16 protein-coding genes are annotated in these 18,049 nt (G+C 34.5%); 4 read left to right on the top strand and 12 right to left on the bottom strand.

What is annotated here, in order from left to right:
* Nucleotides 1–14: 14 nt before the first annotated feature.
* The 3 genes from aroC to BMZ76_RS10950 all read left to right on the top strand — a co-directional run bounded on the left by aroC (nt 15) and on the right by BMZ76_RS10950 (nt 4,854).
* Nucleotides 15–1,073: a chorismate synthase gene (gene aroC / locus BMZ76_RS10940; RefSeq protein WP_091206113.1), complete on the top strand. Its 1,059-nt coding sequence runs from the start codon at nt 15–17 to the stop codon at nt 1,071–1,073.
* Nucleotides 1,074–1,185: 112 nt separating this feature from the next.
* Nucleotides 1,186–2,466 (top strand): dicarboxylate/amino acid:cation symporter, encoded by a 1,281-nt coding sequence (locus tag BMZ76_RS10945; RefSeq protein ID WP_091206116.1) that lies wholly within the window; start codon nt 1,186–1,188, stop codon nt 2,464–2,466.
* A gap of 195 nt (nt 2,467–2,661) precedes the next feature.
* Nucleotides 2,662–4,854: a response regulator gene (locus BMZ76_RS10950; RefSeq protein WP_091206119.1), complete on the top strand. Its 2,193-nt coding sequence runs from the start codon at nt 2,662–2,664 to the stop codon at nt 4,852–4,854.
* A 123-nt stretch (nt 4,855–4,977) separates the two neighbouring features.
* On the opposite strand, the gene BMZ76_RS16490 is transcribed toward BMZ76_RS10950, so the two are convergent.
* The 4 genes from BMZ76_RS16490 to BMZ76_RS10965 all read right to left on the bottom strand — a co-directional run bounded on the left by BMZ76_RS16490 (nt 4,978) and on the right by BMZ76_RS10965 (nt 8,025).
* Nucleotides 4,978–5,100, bottom strand: coding sequence for an Hsp20 family protein (locus BMZ76_RS16490; protein ID WP_396230407.1), 123 nt, complete (start codon nt 5,098–5,100; stop codon nt 4,978–4,980).
* Between the two features lie 28 nt (nt 5,101–5,128).
* The gene (locus BMZ76_RS16195; protein WP_244281797.1) at nt 5,129–5,392 is read right to left on the bottom strand and encodes an Hsp20/alpha crystallin family protein; all 264 of its coding nucleotides are present in this window, start codon (nt 5,390–5,392) and stop codon (nt 5,129–5,131) included.
* A gap of 205 nt (nt 5,393–5,597) precedes the next feature.
* Complete coding sequence (locus tag BMZ76_RS10960; RefSeq protein ID WP_091206121.1) at nt 5,598–6,854, bottom strand: DEAD/DEAH box helicase; 1,257 nt, start codon at nt 6,852–6,854, stop codon at nt 5,598–5,600.
* Nucleotides 6,855–6,954: 100 nt separating this feature from the next.
* The gene (locus BMZ76_RS10965) at nt 6,955–8,025 is read right to left on the bottom strand and encodes a formimidoylglutamase (protein WP_091206124.1); all 1,071 of its coding nucleotides are present in this window, start codon (nt 8,023–8,025) and stop codon (nt 6,955–6,957) included.
* Nucleotides 8,026–8,125: 100 nt separating this feature from the next.
* On the opposite strand from BMZ76_RS10965, the gene BMZ76_RS10970 reads away from it, so the two are divergent.
* Complete coding sequence (locus BMZ76_RS10970; protein WP_091206127.1) at nt 8,126–9,010, top strand: hypothetical protein; 885 nt, start codon at nt 8,126–8,128, stop codon at nt 9,008–9,010.
* A 328-nt stretch (nt 9,011–9,338) separates the two neighbouring features.
* On the opposite strand, the gene argH is transcribed toward BMZ76_RS10970, so the two are convergent.
* The 8 genes from argH to argC form a co-directional block, all read right to left on the bottom strand.
* Complete coding sequence (argH, locus tag BMZ76_RS10975; protein ID WP_091206131.1) at nt 9,339–10,619, bottom strand: argininosuccinate lyase; 1,281 nt, start codon at nt 10,617–10,619, stop codon at nt 9,339–9,341.
* Nucleotides 10,620–10,739: 120 nt separating this feature from the next.
* Nucleotides 10,740–11,810: a M20 family metallo-hydrolase gene (locus BMZ76_RS10980; protein ID WP_091206134.1), complete on the bottom strand. Its 1,071-nt coding sequence runs from the start codon at nt 11,808–11,810 to the stop codon at nt 10,740–10,742.
* 160 nt (nt 11,811–11,970) lie between these two features.
* Nucleotides 11,971–12,756, bottom strand: a complete 786-nt coding sequence (gene argB, locus BMZ76_RS10985) for an acetylglutamate kinase (protein ID WP_091206138.1) — start codon at nt 12,754–12,756, stop codon at nt 11,971–11,973.
* Entirely contained in the window at nt 12,746–13,693 is a 948-nt protein-coding gene (locus BMZ76_RS10990; RefSeq protein ID WP_091206141.1) for an N-acetylornithine carbamoyltransferase, read from the bottom strand. Before BMZ76_RS10990 ends, argB begins: the two co-directional genes overlap by 11 nt.
* A gap of 72 nt (nt 13,694–13,765) precedes the next feature.
* Nucleotides 13,766–14,536, bottom strand: a complete 771-nt coding sequence (gene proB, locus BMZ76_RS10995) for a glutamate 5-kinase (RefSeq protein WP_091206145.1) — start codon at nt 14,534–14,536, stop codon at nt 13,766–13,768.
* Complete coding sequence (locus BMZ76_RS11000) at nt 14,520–15,716, bottom strand: glutamate-5-semialdehyde dehydrogenase (protein ID WP_091206149.1); 1,197 nt, start codon at nt 15,714–15,716, stop codon at nt 14,520–14,522. The genes proB and BMZ76_RS11000 overlap by 17 nt, the downstream gene beginning before the upstream one ends.
* Before the next feature lie 2 nt (nt 15,717–15,718).
* The gene (locus BMZ76_RS11005; RefSeq protein WP_091206154.1) at nt 15,719–16,858 is read right to left on the bottom strand and encodes an aspartate aminotransferase family protein; all 1,140 of its coding nucleotides are present in this window, start codon (nt 16,856–16,858) and stop codon (nt 15,719–15,721) included.
* An 83-nt stretch (nt 16,859–16,941) separates the two neighbouring features.
* On the bottom strand, nt 16,942–17,919 hold the full coding sequence (gene argC / locus BMZ76_RS11010) for an N-acetyl-gamma-glutamyl-phosphate reductase (protein WP_091206157.1): 978 nt from the start codon (nt 17,917–17,919) through the stop codon (nt 16,942–16,944).
* Between the last annotated feature and the right edge of the window lie 130 nt (nt 17,920–18,049).

Consider the following 18,049-nt stretch of genomic DNA (forward strand, 5'->3'; position numbering starts at 1 on the left):
CAAAACTAATTATAATGGCAGGAAATAGCTACGGAACACTATTTAGGATAACAACTTTTGGAGAATCTCACGGTGACGCTTTGGGCGGAATAATAGACGGTTGTCCTCCTGGAATCACAATAGATTTCGATGCAATTCAATTCGAAATGTCACGCAGAAAGCCAGGTCAATCAGCCATTGTAACCCAACGTAAAGAACCGGACGCTGTTCAATTCCTTTCCGGGATTTTTGAAGGTAAAACCACAGGAACCCCAATCGGTTTTATTATTCCCAACACGAATCAAAAATCTGACGATTACTCCCATATAAAAGATAATTACAGACCTAGTCATGCAGATTATGTGTATGAAAAAAAATATGGCGTTCGTGATTATCGCGGAGGCGGGCGCAGTTCAGCTCGTGAAACGGCCAGCAGAGTAGTGGCGGGAGCTATTGCAAAGCAAATGTTGCCAGAAATAAAAATTAATGCTTACGTTTCTTCAGTTGGGCCAATTTTTTTAGAAAAGCCATACCAAGATTTGGATTTTTCGAAAACAGAAAATAATCCGGTTCGTTGTCCTGATGAGGAATCAGCTGTAATCATGGAGAAGTACATACGCGATATTCGCAAGCAAGGCGATACCGTAGGTGGAACCGTAACCTGCGTGATTCAAAATGTACCTATAGGTTTAGGAGAACCTGTTTTTGATAAACTACATGCTGAACTTGGTAAAGCAATGCTTTCTATAAATGCTGTAAAAGGTTTTGAATATGGAAGTGGTTTTTGCGGGGCAAAAATGAAAGGCAGCGATCACAATGATTTATACAATCCTGACGGAACAACCAAAACCAATCTTTCAGGTGGAATACAAGGTGGCATCAGTAACGGAATGGACATTTATTTTCGCGTCGCTTTCAAACCGGTGGCAACCATTATGCAGAAACAAGAATCATTAGACAACGAAGGTAATATTACGGAAATGACCGGAAAGGGACGTCATGATCCTTGTGTTGTACCGCGTGCTGTGCCTATCGTTGAAGCAATGGCAGCCATTGTTTTAGCTGATTTTTATTTAATAAACAAAACATATTAATACTAATTTTGGCACTTTTCGTATTTTTCAACATATAGTTTTTACTTGGTTGCTCTCAAAAAAAAGATATTGTTTTAATTTACGCGGGTACTAAACCTAATAACCACTTTTAATGAATACCAATACAAATAAAAAGCCATCTTTTTTTTCAGGATTAACAGGACAAATATTAATAGCTATGGTTTTAGGTGCCGCTTTGGGCATTATCATACATAACTCTATAAGTCCGGAAGCGGCTCAAAATTTTAGTAATAAAATTAAAATCCTCGCGACAATTTTCATTCGACTGGTTCAAATGATTATTTCGCCATTAGTTTTTACAACTTTAGTTGTTGGAATAGCAAAACTTGGCGATATTAAGGCAGTAGGGCGAATAGGCGGGAAGGCGATGGGGTGGTTTTTTACGGCTTCATTTATCTCATTATTATTAGGAATGTTTTTTGTAAACGTATTGGAACCTGGAGTTGGTCTTAATTTATCAAATGTTGATATGGGTTCAGTTTCGGAAGTTACTGCAAAAACACAAAACATTTCATTTGAAAACTTTATCGAACATATTGTGCCGAAAAGTATTTTTGAGGCTATGGCAACCAATGAGATTTTACAAATTGTAATTTTTTCTATTTTCTTTGGTTTGGCAGCTGCCGCTTTGGGAGATTACGTAAAGCCAGTTATAAATGCTTTAGATAAAACATCTCACATTGTTCTTAAAATGGTAAACTACGTGATGAAGTTTGCACCAATCGGAGTTTTTGGGGCTATAGCGGGAGTATTTGCTGTTAGAGACTTTCAGGAATTAGCCATTACGTATTTTAAGTTTTTTGGTTCTTTCTTGATCGGAATTTCGTCACTTTGGATAGTATTGATTGTTGTAGGGTATATTTTTCTAAAAAGCAGGATGACTGTTTTGCTTAAAAGAATTGTCAGTCCATTAATCATTGCTTTTGGAACAACCAGTAGTGAAGCTGTTTTTCCAAAATTGACAGAAGAATTAGAACGTTTTGGTGTAAAGGACAGAATTGTTTCTTTCATGTTACCGCTGGGATATTCTTTCAACTTGGATGGAAGTATGATGTACATGACTTTTGCCAGTATTTTCATCGCACAAGCTTATGGTATCGATTTAGATTTAGGAACCCAAATGACCATGCTTTTGGTTTTAATGCTTACCAGTAAAGGTATTGCAGGGGTGCCTAGAGCGAGTTTAGTTGTTGTTGCTGCAACATGTGGTATGTTTGATATTCCAATTGAAGGAATTGCTTTGATCTTGCCAATTGACCATTTTTGTGATATGTTTCGTAGTGCAACAAATGTTTTAGGAAATGCTTTAGCGACTTCAGTTGTGGGACAATGGGAAGGTGATGAAGAAACAGAAAATGTTGGTATCGAATAATAAATTACTATTTGTTTTTAACATAATTAAGAAGCCGTCCCAAAATAGAACTTGAGACGTCTTTTTTATTTTAATAATAAAAAGTTTTCCCTGTTTTAAATTATTTCTATATTTTATCCTATTTTAATACAAAATTCACTTTTTTTCCTCTTTTTTTTATTAATAAAATGTATATTTGATAAACTATAATTGAGTATGTATCAGATACGTGTAATTTTTTGGTTATTTCTGACGTTAAATTCGTTTAATAATTTATTTGCACAGACAAAGCTTTACACTAAAAAAGAACTCACCAAACTAACCAATCAGGCTTCTCAATATTTGAATGAAGCCAATTTTGAAAAATCACTTAAAATTTCAAAATCAGCTTTGCATAAAGCAATTGTAGCTAATGACAGTTCTTCAACAACAATTTCCTACATTACTATTGCTGCAAATTACGCTGAACTAGCTGAATTTGACAAAGCTATTTTTTTCTATAACAGAGGATTGCTCTACGCCAATAAAACGCACAACGACACATTAAAGAATAGGATTTTCAACAATTTGGGCAATATTTATTGTTTTGAAAAAAAGCAATATTTAAAAGGGATAAACTTTTATGAAAACGCTCTTAAATACAGTAGTAAAATAGCGGATACCAGTCAGATTTTCATGATTAAACTGAATATAGCCTGGGCGTATTTTGACGTTGGTCATTTCGAAAAAGGGTATCCAAATCTGGAATTCATAAACAGAAATAATCTAAAGTATGGCGATAAATCAACTGAAGTTGCTATCAGCATGCTTAATGGAATGTATTATGCACACCATGGGAATGATAAAAAAGCTACTACTTATTTTTTGAATGCAATTAAGTCCGTAAATGAAACTAATGAAAAGTCAGATTTATCATTTGCTCATTTGGAATATTCCAAATATTTATTGAGCAAAGGCGATTATAAAAAAGCGTATGAGAATCTTTCCAAATATAATGAAATTACAGAAGTGCTTTATAATAAGGACAAACTTAAAAAAGCAAATGTTGCCGGAATCAATGTAGAATTAGATGAGTACAAAAGAGAAATTGATAAATTTGAAAGCGAAAAAGAAGCGCAGATTCAAATAGTTCAGAAATCTAAAACGATTGTGTTTTTGTTTATGATAATATCTTTTGTAATGTTGCTGTTGCTTTACACTTTATTCAAAAATAATAATTTTAGGAAAAAATTAAATGCAGAACTTTCCAAAACTAATAGACAGTTAACACTTGCAAAAGAAAAAGCCGAAGAAGCTTCGGTATTGAAATCTCAATTTGTCTCTACCATCAGCCATGAATTGCGAACTCCTTTGTACGGCGTAGTAGGAATTACAAATATGTTGCTTGACGAGCACAAAGAATTAGCTAACAGTCCACATTTGAGTTCACTGAAATTCTCAGCTAGGTATTTACTTTCACTCGTGAATGATATTCTCCAAATCAACAAGATTGAAGATAACAGAATGATATTAGAGAATCTGACTTTTAATATTTCAGATGAAATTAATATGGTTAAAAATGCGCTATCGTTTTTGGCAAAAAATAATAATAATTCTATTGTAGTCAAAATTGACCCAAAAATTCCAGAATATTTAATTGGTGACAAGTTGAGGCTTTCTCAAATCATTATGAATTTAGTTAGTAACGCGTTGAAATTTACCACAAATGGAAAAGTAACGATAAGTTTAAATTTAGAAAAAAAAGAAGATAAGTCTTATTTTATCAAGTTTAAAATTCAAGATAACGGAATAGGAATAGCGTTGGATGATCAGGAAAAAATTTTCGATAAATTTGTGCAAATTGGCAGAAAAGAAACTGATTATCAGGGAACAGGTCTTGGACTTTCGATCGTGAAACAATTGTTGGGGTTGTTCAACAGTACTATTTTAATCCAAAGCGCGATTGGTGAAGGAACAACATTCAAATTTGTAATTGCATTCGAATATAATCCGGAGAAAACGATTGAGATTATCAATAATATTCAAGTCGATATTACTTCGCCTCAAACCATAAATGTTTTGGTAGTCGAGGACAATCATATTAATCAATTGGTTACTAAAAAAACAATAGAAAAGAACAATTATAAGTGCAGTGTAGTTGATAACGGATATGCAGCGCTGGAAATACTTGATAAAGAATATTTTGATGTCATATTAATGGATATCAACATGCCTTTGATAAATGGTTTTGAAACTACTAGAAAGATACGGTTAATGGGAATCAAAACGCCAATTGTCGCACTTACGGCGTTCGATAAAGCTGAAATTACTGAAGAGGCGCTCTCAGCCGGAATTAATGATATCATCATAAAACCTTTTGATTCGGTTAAATTGTTTAGTATTATTACAATTTTGATTTCTAAAAACTAGATTGCATTATGATTTCAGTATGCTGCTAACTTTAAAATCGTTAAATCATTAAGCCTCTTGCAAGCCTCAATGATTTAACAATTTTAAAGTTTTGTTTACGATACTGTTATACTAAACATTTTTTTATTTAATGGCAATTGATTTAGGTGCTTTTTTCTCTCCATTTTCTTTTTTACCAATTGTTATATGCAGAATTCCATCTTTATAACTGGCTTCAACTTTGCTCTCATCTACATATTCAGGCAAATAGAAAGATCTGTAGAAAGATTGATAACTAAACTCTTTTCGAACGTAATTGTCTTTTTTTTCTTGTTTCTTCTTTTTCTTCTTGTTTTTCAGAAGAAATCATAAGCATGTTGTTGTCAATTTCAACTTTAAAATCTTCTTTTTTCATACCAGGTGTAGCCAATTCAACTTCTAGCTTATTTTCTGTCTCTTTCAAGTTCACCGAAGGTAAATTAGTTCCAATACCAGAAAAATTTTTGTCAGTCCAATCGAATACATCTTTTGTGAAAAGATCATCACACATAGTATTCATTGATGGGAAAAAGCCGTTTCTTTTAACTAAGGTTTTCGTAATTTTTTGTTTAAAGATGTTTATAATATCTTAAATCAAATTTAATGATTTTAAAAACAGTTTTTAAAATTTAAAATATTGAAAAACAATGCATTAATGTTTAATTACTTGTTCTTATTTTTGTTAAAAGGGCAATTCTTAAAGCTAATAATTTACATCAAAACAATTAGTACCAGCGTTTTTTATTTAGTTTTGATGCTTCTGATTTTCTTGATTTATGAGCACCACCACTTCTGTTAGAGTTCTTTTGAACTGCAGATGCTGTAGCCGTTTCCGGACTGCCCGAGTGCCAATGGTAGGGGTGATCATTTACTGTTTTAACGTCAACTTTTATTAATTTTTGTATGTCTTTCCAATAAGTATGCTCGTCTTTACTGCAAAAAGAAATAGCAATTCCACCGTTTCCGGCACGACCGGTTCTACCAATTCTATGTACGTAGGTTTCAGGAATATTGGGTAAATCAAAATTAATTACAAACGGTAATTGATCGATATCAATTCCTCTGGCTGCTATATCAGTTGCTACTAAAATGCCGACTTCTTTGTTTTTGAAAGCATCCAAAACACGTTGTCTTGCATTTTGTGATTTGTCACCGTGAATGGCTTCCGCGGCGATATTATTTTTTCGTAATGCCTTAACAACATTATCGGCACCGTGCTTTGTTCTGGAAAAAACCAATACATCTGTTAAATTTTCATTTTTAATCAAATGGTATAATAAGTTTCTTTTTTCGCCTTTTTCAACGAAATAAACGCGTTGTTCTACGTTTTCAGCAGTTGACGAAACAGGCGAAACGGTTACTGTTGCAGGATCTGTCAGAAAAATTTCGGCTAATTCTCTGATCGCAATCGGCATTGTTGCAGAGAAAAATAATGTTTGTCGGTTTTTTGGCGTAAGCTTTACAATTTTTTTAACATCATTTACAAATCCCATGTCCAGCATTTGATCGGCTTCGTCAAGGACTAATGTATGCAGATGATCTAGATCGATAAAACCTTGTTTGTGTAAATCAAGAAGTCTTCCTGGCGTTGCGATCAAAATATCGACACCGTTTTTTAAGGTATCAACTTGTGGATTTTGTGAAACTCCACCAAAAATGGTAAGCTGTGTAAGGTTTGTATATTTTGCGTATGTGTCGAAACTTTGGCCAATTTGAACGGCTAATTCTCGAGTTGGAGTTACGATTAGGGACCGAATTACTTTGGCTTTTTTGGATGAACCTACAATTCGGTGTAACTGATGTATAATTGGTATTGCAAATGCGCCTGTTTTTCCTGTTCCTGTTTGCGCACAACCTATTAAATCTCGTCCCGCTAATACTAATGGAATAGATTGTTCTTGAATAGGAGTTGGGTTAAGGTAGCCTTGTTCAAATACGGCTTTTTGTATACTTTTTGAAAGTGATAAATCTTCGAATAACATATTTTGGATATTAAATATCTTGTATTAAGTACATAGATAGTATCGCAAAGATAGTATTAATATTTTTGATGGTTCTTTTTATGTTATTTGGGAGCTAAATTTAGAAAGTTTTAAGGGAGGGAATTACAGTTTGAACGGGCTGAATAGTGTTGGATTTAATAAAATCAGTCACTAGATAACCTATAAGTTTACCTATAAGATGATTGTTTTTTTCTTCTGCTAAATCCGGTGCGCCTTCGCAAATATGCAAATAGGAAGCATTTTTATTTTTTCCAAAAAACGAAATAAATTGACGGAGTTGTTCAACGGAGAAACCACTCATTGTCATCGCACTGCAGGCTATGTTTGGAATGGCATCTAAATCTATTTCAATTCCATAGAAGTCATCATTTATAAATTCTAATGCTTGTGACATTTCCTTCTCAAAATCCTTTTCTCTGCGGATACTGATACTATCATAAGTGGTATAACGCACTCGGTCTTCTATTTTTTTGATAATATCCAAAACACTTTTGGAAGTGTAATTTTCATGCAAGCCAAAAATGAAATATTTTTTCAAAAAACCTTCTTCGAAAGCATAGGAAAAACCATTACCGCTATGACGTCCTTCCAGAATTCTAAAATCCGAATGGGCATCAAAATTAATTGCATTAATAGGTTTGCCTTTTGCAAGAGCGGTTCCTTTTATGTTGCCGTAGGAGTTATTGTGTCCGCCACCAATAACAATTGGAATTTTGCCTAATTTTATGATGTTAAAAATAATATGGGAAACATCCTTGTCAATTTTATCAACGAGCTGACTCAATTTTGAGCGATCATCAATGTCATTAAAGTCTAAATGCTCCACATTTTTCATAAGTTCAGTTACATCCAGTTGACCTAAAACAACAAGCTGAGTGCCTTTACAAAAACGATTGTGTTGAATATTTGCAATACTTTTTATGGCACTATCCCAAGCTGATGCAGTTCCCGGTCTGCCGTAGTTGGCTCTTACGCCAATATCTTCCGGAATCCCAAACAGTACATATTTAGCATCGCAGGTTTTTAAAAATTCAACAGGATCAGCGTCTTTTGGAACAGTTATCATTTTTTCTCCAAATTTTATTTCGCCATTTCTGTGGTTGGTTATTTTTGAGAGATCTTTAATTGTGAACGGGATAATCTTTTCCATTAAAAAAATATTTTTTTCAAAAATAATATAATTGTGTCAACTTACGTTAGTAGATGGTTATATATTGTTAAATTTGTAAATAAATAAAAATTAAAACTAGATGGAAAATCAAAAAAGCAGTTCGAGTCTTAAAGCGGTAATAGCTGTATTAGCTATTTTATTAGTAGGTAGTTTGATATACATTTTTAAAATGACCTCCGATGCTGAAGTAGTAAAAACCGAATTAAAAAGTACTTTAACCGAGAAAGAATCGGTGATGAAAGATTTACAAGAACTAAAATCGACTTATGATGCTGCCATCGCAGAGAATACTTCCATGTCCGATGAGTTAATTTTGGAAAGAGACAAAGTAGTTAATTTAATGTCTGATCTAAGTAAATCCAAAGGAGATGTTAATTCTTTATCAAAATACAGAACGCAATTCAATGCTTTACAGGGCAATATGAAAGTATTAATGGCTGAAAATGATGGGTTAAGAAAGCAAAACACAACTTTAACTACGCAACGTGACAGTACCGTGGTGGTATTAGGAGAGACCAAAAGGAACGTCGAAGCATTGACAGGTCAAAATGAAGAATTAGCAAAAGCAGTCGAAATTGGTTCAAAATTAACTGTTTTAAACACAAGAGGATCGGCTTTCAGATTAAGAAGTTCAGGGAAACAAATTGAAACCGATAAAGCAAGCAGAGCTGATGTACTTAGAGTAAACTTTACAATTGCTGAAAATGCTATTGCTAAATCAGGTGATAAAACATATTACGTTCAAGTGATTGACAGTAAGAACAATGTTTTAGGAGATAAGAAATCAGAAAATTTTGGAGAAAACACTTTGACATATAGTTTTTTAACTAATGTAAAATATGAAAATAAAACAATCCAAGTATCTGAAGATTTAAGAGGAAAAGATTTTGCTAAAGGAACTTATTACATCAATATTTTTGATAGAGATATATTGGTTTCTAAAACAAGTTTTGTACTGAGATAGATTCAGTATTTTATGAAAAAGAGCAGCATTGATCTACCGTATGCGAACAAATATTTTAATTATAGTTGAGGAAAAGTATAGATTAGATATTTTGAAGATTAAATAACAAGCGATTGTTGAATAGATGTAATTCTATTCAACAATCGCTTGTTTGCTATTAGTATTTATTATAAGGAAAGTTATAAGAGAATGAATCTAAATTAAAGCAATGTATCTCCTGTGAAACAAGTTTGATATTTAATAAAGTGTTTTAAATATGGCTTTAACTGTACTTTTTATTTTTATTAATCTTACTGCATTTTTTCAGGACTAAACAAATTATTTTGATTTAATAAGAATCGCTCATTTTTTTCTTAATTTGATCTAAACACAAATTATTAATGCTTCCTTCGTGCGTATGTTTAGTTTCTTTCGGAGATTGAAATGTACCGTTTTCCAGTTGTTCGGCAACCGCTTTATAGGCATCTCTAAAAGGTATTCCGGCAACCACCATTTCGTTTAAGGAATCTACCGTAAACAAAAAATCGTATTTTTTATCGTCTAAAATATGCTCTTTTACCTTGATGTCTTTAATCGCAAAAATCGCAATATCCAAACACGCTTTGAGGTTTTGAATCGCTGGAAACAATCCTTCTTTCAACAATTGTAAATCTCTGTGATAACCGCTTGGAAGGTTGTTGGTGATTAAAGTAATTTCATAAGGTAACGCTTGAATTTTGTTGCATTTTCCACGGATCAACTCAAAAACATCGGGGTTTTTCTTGTGAGGCATGATGCTCGAACCTGTTGTAAGATGCGAAGGCAAAGTGATAAAATCGAAATTCTGACTCATGTACAAACAAACATCCATCGAGAATTTCGATAGGGTAGCAGCCACGCTACTCATCGCAAAAGCAACTGTTTTTTCTGATTTTCCACGGCTCATTTGAGCGGCTACCGAATTGAATTTTAAGGTTTCAAAACCTAATTCCAACGTGGTGAATGTTCTGTTGATAGGAAAAGAACTTCCGTAACCTGCGGCCGAACCTAATGGATTTTGATCCACAATTTTTAAAGCAGCATTTAACATTGTAATGTCATCAATCAAAGTTTCAGCGTAAGCAGAAAACCACATTCCGAAAGAAGATGGCATTGCAATTTGAAGGTGTGTGTATCCTGGCAACAATACATTTTGGTATTTTTCGGCTGATTCCATTAGCAAATCGAACAAGCTTTTTACTTGCTCTTTCAATTCTTTAACGACATCTTTTAGGTATAAATTAACGTCTACCAAAACTTGGTCGTTACGGGAACGAGCGGTATGGATTTTTTTTCCAGCATCGCCTAATTTTACAGTTAACAGATATTCGATTTTGGAATGTACGTCTTCAAAGCTGTCTTCGATTTCGAATTTTCCGTTTTCAACAGCTGCAATTATTTCTTCCAAAGCCAAAACTAAAGAAACGGTTTCGGAGTCTGTTAAAAGCCCGATTTGTCCCAACATTTTTGCATGTGCAATAGAACCTAAAGCATCATATTTGGCAAGAACTAAATCCAGTTCTCTGTCGTTTCCAACGGTAAAATGTTCTATTTGTTTATCGGTTGGTATTCCTTTTTCCCAAAGTTTCATATATGAATAATTAGATTTTTAGACTGTTCGATTTTTAGCCCCGATGGAAGCGACATCCTTTTTCTGGCTTCTTTAGCCAGGAAAAGATATAGCGGATAGCGGGATTAGCTCCAAATTATTTTATTGTTTGAAAAAATCAGTTAGTATTTTGACATACAATTGAATTCCTCCTTCTATTTCATTTATAAATATAAATTCGTCCGCCGAGTGTGACCGCAGGGTTTCGCCAGGTCCTAATTTCAAGGATTGACAACTCAAAACGGATTGATCCGAAAGGGTAGGCGAGCCGTAAGTGGTTCTTCCCAGTGCGATTCCAGCTTGTACTAAACCGTGTGCAACAAGAATCGAAGACGCGTTTAAATGCATCGAACGCGGATTGACTTCAGCAGTCAGATGTTTTTTTACAATATCTAAAATTTCGGGATTGTTATAGCAATCATTTACTCTAATATCGACAACCAAATGACATTCGGCAGGAACTACGTTGTGTTGTTTTCCCGCAGAGACTTGTGTTACTGTCATTTTTACGGGACCTAAAACCTCCGATATTTTTTCGAATCGATAGCTGTTAAACCATTCGATAACGGGTATCGCATTGTAAATAGGATTGTCTGGATTATTGTGGGCGGCGTGACTGGCAGTACCTTTAACGATGACATCCAATATCAATAACCCTTTTTCGGCTACGGCCAATTGCATCAAAGTCGGTTCGCCAACAATGGCACATTCCAGTTCCGGTAAATGTTTTAATACGCTGTTTAATCCATTTTTTCCGCTGCTTTCTTCTTCGGCTGAAGCGACCATCACAATGTTGTAAGGCAGATTTTCATTCGAATAAAAATATACAAAAGTGGCTAAAAGTGAAACCAAACAACCTCCCGCGTCATTGCTTCCTAGTCCAAATAACTTCCCGTCTTTTACGATGGCTTCAAATGGATTGTTTGTGTAACCTTGGTTTGGTTTTACGGTATCGTGGTGTGAATTTAGTAATAGGGTTGGTTTATTCTTGTCAAAATGTTTATTGAAAGCCCAAACATTATTATTCTCTCTTTTGAAAGGGATGTTATTTTGTGTAAACCAATTTTCGATTAAAAGAGCTGTTTTATCTTCTTCACTTGAAAATGAAGGCGTTTCAATCAGTGCTTTTAATAACGCAATGGCTTCTTGTGTAAGGATTTCTATACTCTTCATATTTTATTTGTTTTGCCACGATGGCACTATTTTTTTGCCACAAAGGCGCTAAGTCACGAAGTTTGTTATCTACTTTTTTGTCACAAAGCCATAAATTAAGAAAGTTTTAAGTGTACTTTAAATTATTTCTTTGCGTCTTCGTGCCTTTGTGGCAAATTAACTATAGTTCTATACTAGTGCAAATAGCCCTCGCGTCTTGCAACATCCTGTGATGACCAATTTTTATTTTTTGAACTCCCTTTGATAAGCTATTGAAACAGTTGTCTAATTTAGGAATCATACCGGAATGTATGGCTTTTTCGATTTTTAATTTGGAATATAATTCTTGATTGATGTTCTCGATTACCGAAGAATCGTCTTCGGCATCATACAGAACACCGGATTTTTCGAAGCAATAATTCAAAGTTACATCAAAAATTTCCGATAAAGCAATCGCTAATTCGCTGGCAATAGTATCGGCATTCGTATTTAATAATTGTCCTTTTCCATCGTGTGTTATCGCACAAAATACTGGAACAATACCGTTTAAAAGCAATGTTTCCAATAATTGGGTGTTCACTTTTTTCACATCGCCCACAAAACCGTAATTGATAGTTGGGTGGTTTCTTTTATCCGATTGAATTAAATTCCCATCAGCACCAGAAAACCCCATCGCATTTGTCGAATTTGCTTGTAATTGAGCAACAATATTTTTGTTGATTTGACCTGCATAAATCATCACAACTACATCAAGCATAGGGGCATCGGTAATGCGTCTTCCCTCAATCATTTGAGGAACTAAACCAATGCTTTCCGCCATTTTGGTAGCTGATTTTCCACCGCCGTGAACGAGTACTTTGTAGCCTTTAATTTTAGAAAAATCAGATAAAAATTGTTTTAATTCCGTTGGATTATCAATAATGTTTCCTCCAATTTTTATTAGGGTTACCGGTTTTTTATTTTCCATTTTCCAATATTTTTTGCAACACTAATTGTGCGGCATAGGTTCTATTATTGGCTTGTTCGATAACAATTGAATTTTCACTGTCAAGCACTTCATCCGTAACAATTACATTACGTCTTACCGGCAAACAGTGCATGAATTTAGCATTGTTGGTCAGTTTCATTTTGTCGGCAGTTACAGTCCAATTTGGGTCGGAATTTGTTATCTGACCATACTCGGTATAATTACTCCAGTTTTTGGCATAAATAAAATCGGCGTTTTCGAAAGCTTTGTCTTGGTCGTATTCAATCTTGGAGTCTTTCGTTATTTCAGGATTCAATTCGTAGCCTTCAGGATGCGTAATGATAAAGTCTGCATCTTGTAACTGCATCATTTCCACGAAGGAATTGGGTACCGCTTGAGGTAAAGCTTTAGGATGTGGAGCCCAAGTCAAAACTACTTTTGGACGGTGTTCTGTTTTGTGTTCGGCCATAGTTATTGCATCGGCTAGCGATTGTAATGGATGTCCGGTAGCACTTTCCATATTAACAATTGGCACAGTGGCATATTTTAAGAAACCCATAAGAACGGTTTCAGCATTATCTTTTTCTTTGTCTACCAATCCGGCAAAAGCCCTGATTGCAATAATATCGCAATATTGAGAAACTACTGCTGCCGCTTCTTTAATATGTTCCGAAGCACCGGAATTCATAATAGCTCCGTCTTCAAATTCTAATGTCCAACCTTCGCTGGTAAAATTCATTACCATGACGTTCATTCCTAAATTTATAGCTGCTTTTTGAGTACTCAAACGCGTTCTCAAACTAGAATTAAAAAACAACATTCCCAAGGTTTTGTTTTTACCCAGTTTTTTGTTTTTAAGTGGTTTTTTCTTGATTTTCAAGGCTTGTTTCACCCATTTATCGAGTGAATCTATGTTTTGTATGGAGATGTAGTTCATTGTAGTTGCGAATTATGAATTATGAATTATAAATTGTCCAAAAATCTAACAATCTAAAATCCAATATTCGAATTAAATTATTTTAGTAAAAGGTATTTCGTTTTTTAAAGCTTTCAAAATAAAGTTGTCTTTCAGGCCATTGACAATCCAGGTTTCGATATTGGCGGCTTTGGCAATTGCCGATGCTTCAATTTTAGATTGCATTCCGCCAGTTCCATGAGAAGATTTAGAATCTCCAATCTCTTTTTCCAATATTTTTAAATCGGTTACCAGAGAAATGGTTTCAGGAACCACATTATAAATGGATGCTTTGGTGTAAATCCCGTTCGTGTTGGTTGCAATAATCAGAATGTCAACATTTAATAAAACGGCCGTTAAAGCGGCTAATTTATCATTATCACCGAACCGAATCTCATCCGTAGCCACAGTATCATTTTCATTGATAATCGGAATGTAATTATTTTTGACTAACACATTGATGGTGTTCACAATATTTACTTTGGATTGCTCTTTTTCGAAATCAGAGTAAGAAAGCAAACACTGCGAAATCAGTAATCCTAAATCGCTAAAATTTTCATGATAAATCCGCATCAAATGGGGCTGACCAATAGAGGCCAATGCTTGTTTTACAAAAACATCTTTATCTTGATTTTCCAGTTTTACAAATTGTTTGGCTGCGGCAATCGCACCAGAACTCACAATAATAAACTCGTAATCGTCTTGTAAAGCGGCTATTTGTATCCCAATATCTTCAATCTTTCCTCTTGAAATGTGATTAGTTTCCTTAGTTAAAGTATTGCTTCCTAACTTTAATAAAATTCTTTTTTTACCTGATTTGTCCATTTCCGTAAATATACCACTTATTAGTAACTAAATGTTGCAAACCAATGGGTCCACGCTGGTGTAATTTGTCTGTGCTGATCGCCAATTCTCCACCTAAACCAAATTGTCCTCCATCAGTGAATCGAGTAGAGGCGTTCTGATAAACGGCTGCTGTATCTACATTTTCCATAAATTCCTGCGCAATTGCATCACTTTTTGTGATTATAGAAGCCGAATGTCCACCGCAATATTTATTTATTTTGTCAATCGCTTCCTGATCCGAATTGGTTGTTCCAATAACAATTTTATAATCTAAAAACTCTTCGTACCAAATTAACTCCGATTCGATCTGAGAAACATTTGTTACTTTTGAAATATTTTCATCTCCTAAAATGGTAACGTTTCTTTGTTGTAATTCCTCAACTATTTTGATAACAAAACCTTTCCAATTTTCAAGATTAGTATCAATTAAAACTTTATCTAAAGCATTGCAAACCGATATATTTGAGGTCTTTCCGTTAATAATAATGTTAAGCGCTTTTTTTAAATCGGCTTCTTTATTCACATAGACAAAATTATTCCCGCGACCACTAATTATTACGGGACAAGTGGCGTGTTTTTTTACAAAAGCGATTAATTTCTCTCCACCACGAGGAACGATTAAGTCCACTTTTTGTGTCGGTTTCTCCAAAAATGCCTGTGTTTCCTCCCGATTGTAATTCAAGTATTCCACCCATTTAGTTAATACATTGTTTTCTTTTAAGGCTTGATGCCACAATTTCACAATTTTCAAGTTGGATTGTAAGGATTCTTTTCCGCCTTTTAGTAGAATTTTGTTTCCGGATTTAAAAGCGATTCCACCAGCCTCAACAGTAACATCAGGTCTGGATTCATAAATAATCATTATGGTTCCAAAAGCCGCTGTTTTATTGATTATTTTCATTCCGTTTTCATGATCGAAATTAAAACGCTCCACTCCAATAGGATCTTCCTGGCTCGCTAATTGTTGCATGGATAAAATCATGCCGTCAATTTTGGCATCATCAACCAGTAAACGTTTTTCCATGGCCAAGTCATTCCCAGAATAATTATTAATATCCTGTTGATTCACCGTTTTAAGGTTGGCTCTTTCGTGTTCAAGAAGTTCGGACATGCGACTTAAAACGGCATTTCGTTTTTCTATTGGTAGTAATGCATTCATAATTAAGACTGTATTTCTTTCAACGATTCTTTTAATGCTATAATAAAGGTATCGATAGCTTCTTTCTTGATTGTCAGTGGAGGAAGAATTCTTAATAAGTTTTTATTATTCGCATTTCCTGTAAAAATATGTTTGTCCATAATCATTTTTTTACGAAGATTACTTACGTCAAAATCAAATTCTACCCCTAGCATTAATCCTCTTCCTTTTACTTTGATCACTTCAGGAACTTGTTTGATTGCTTCTAAAAAATAGGCGTAAACATCATTTACGTTATCCATTAATTTTTGACTTTCAATTATATCCAAAACTGCTATTCCGGCAGCACAAGCCAAATGGTTTCCGCCGAAAGTAGTTCCCAATAATCCATAACTCGCTGTGAATTTTGGAGAAATCAAGATGCCTCCAATAGGAAATCCGTTACCCATTCCTTTGGCCAGACAAATAATATCTGCTTTGATGTTATGATGTTGGTGTGCAAAAAACTTTCCGCTTCTTCCGTATCCTGATTGCACTTCGTCCAAAATCAGTACGACATCGTAAGCCTCGCACATTTTTGCTAATGCCTGAAAAAATTCAGTAGTTCCTTGGTCTAAACCGCCAACGCCTTGAATTCCCTCAATGATAACAGAAGAAATATCTCCTTTTTTTAGTTCTTTTTCTACCAACTCAATATTATTCAATGGTAAAAAAGTAACTATTTGTTGTGCATTGATTGGCGCAACAATTTTTTTGTTATCTGTAACCGCAACCGCCGCCGAAGTTCTTCCGTGAAAGGAATTATCAAAAGCAATTACTCTGGTTTTATTGTTGTGAAAAGAGGCTAATTTCAAGGCGTTTTCATTGGCTTCAGCTCCGGAACTGCACAAGAATAAAGTATACTCTTCCAATCCGGAGAGTTTCCCTAATTTTTCCGCTAATTCTACTTGCAATGGATTCTGAATCGCATTCGAATAAAAACCAATATTATCCAATTGATTTTTTAGTTTGGCAACATAATCCGGTTGGGTGTGTCCAATGGAAATTACACCATGACCGCCATATAAATCTAAATATTCCACACCTTTTTCATCTGTAATAGTACAATCTAGTGCTTTTACAGGTGTAATGTTATATAATGGGTAAACGTCAAATAAGTTCATGTTTTTCAAATTTAATCGGTTAATGGGTTAATGGGTTATTTGTTTAATCGATTAAACGAATTAACGATTAACCAAATAAACATCTAGAATCCACTAGGTTTCAAATGTAATCCGGTGGTTTCATCCAATCCAAATAGTAGATTCATATTTTGAATGGCTTGTCCTGAAGCTCCTTTTGTTAAATTATCAATTACTGAAGTAATCAATAGCCGGTTTCCTTTTTTCATTAAACTAATAATACATTTATTCGTTTGAACCACTTGTTTCATGTTGATTCCAGTGGTGGTAATAGTTACGAAAGGTTGATCTTTATAAAACGCCTCATATTTTGCCACTACATCTTCCAAGTTTTCTTCGATTGTTGTGTATAATGTTGCGAAAATCCCTCTGGCAAAATCTCCTCTGTTGGGTACAAAAATCAATTCGTTTTTATAATCCGCTTGCAATTGGTTGACACTTTGGTTTATTTCGCCCAAATGTTGGTGTTCAAAAGCTTTGTAATGCGACATATTATTCGATCTCCAACTAAAATGTGTTGTTTCCGTAGCAGTAACTCCGGCTCCCGTACTTCCGGTTGTGGCATTGATATGAATGTCAGTCGTAAGCATTTCGTTTTTAGCCAATGGTAATAATGCTAGTTGAATTGCTGTGGCAAAACAACCTGGATTAGCGATAAATTGAGCGTTTTTGATGTGCGCTTTGTTTAATTCTGGCAAACCGTAAACGAAAGTTTTTCCGTTAAATTCTTTGTCTTTTGTTAATCTGAAATCATTTCCTAAATCGATGATTTTGGTATGACTCGCAAATTGATTTTGTTCTAAAAACGATTTTGATTTACCGTGTCCTAAGCACAAAAAAACTACATTCACATTTGGATTTACAGTATCGGTAAAATTCATTTCGATATCGCCCATCAAATCATGATGCGCGACATGAAGTGGTTTTCCGGCGTTTGTCGTGCTGTACACAAAATCGAGTGTTGCATTGGGATGAAACATTAATATTCTGATGAGTTCCCCCGCAGTGTAACCTGAACCGCCAATTATTCCAATATTAATCATAATTTTAGTTTTTTGCGAAAAAGTTGTTGTCTAGTTTTTTAGCGTGAGGGACAGGAGCGGCATCCTTTTGTGGCGCGATAGCAGAACAAAAGATACAGCGTATAGCCCGACCCGTAGTTTTTACGGAGGG

It is taken from the genome of Flavobacterium xueshanense, from assembly GCF_900112975.1.
Classification (GTDB): Bacteria; Bacteroidota; Bacteroidia; order Flavobacteriales; family Flavobacteriaceae; genus Flavobacterium; species Flavobacterium xueshanense.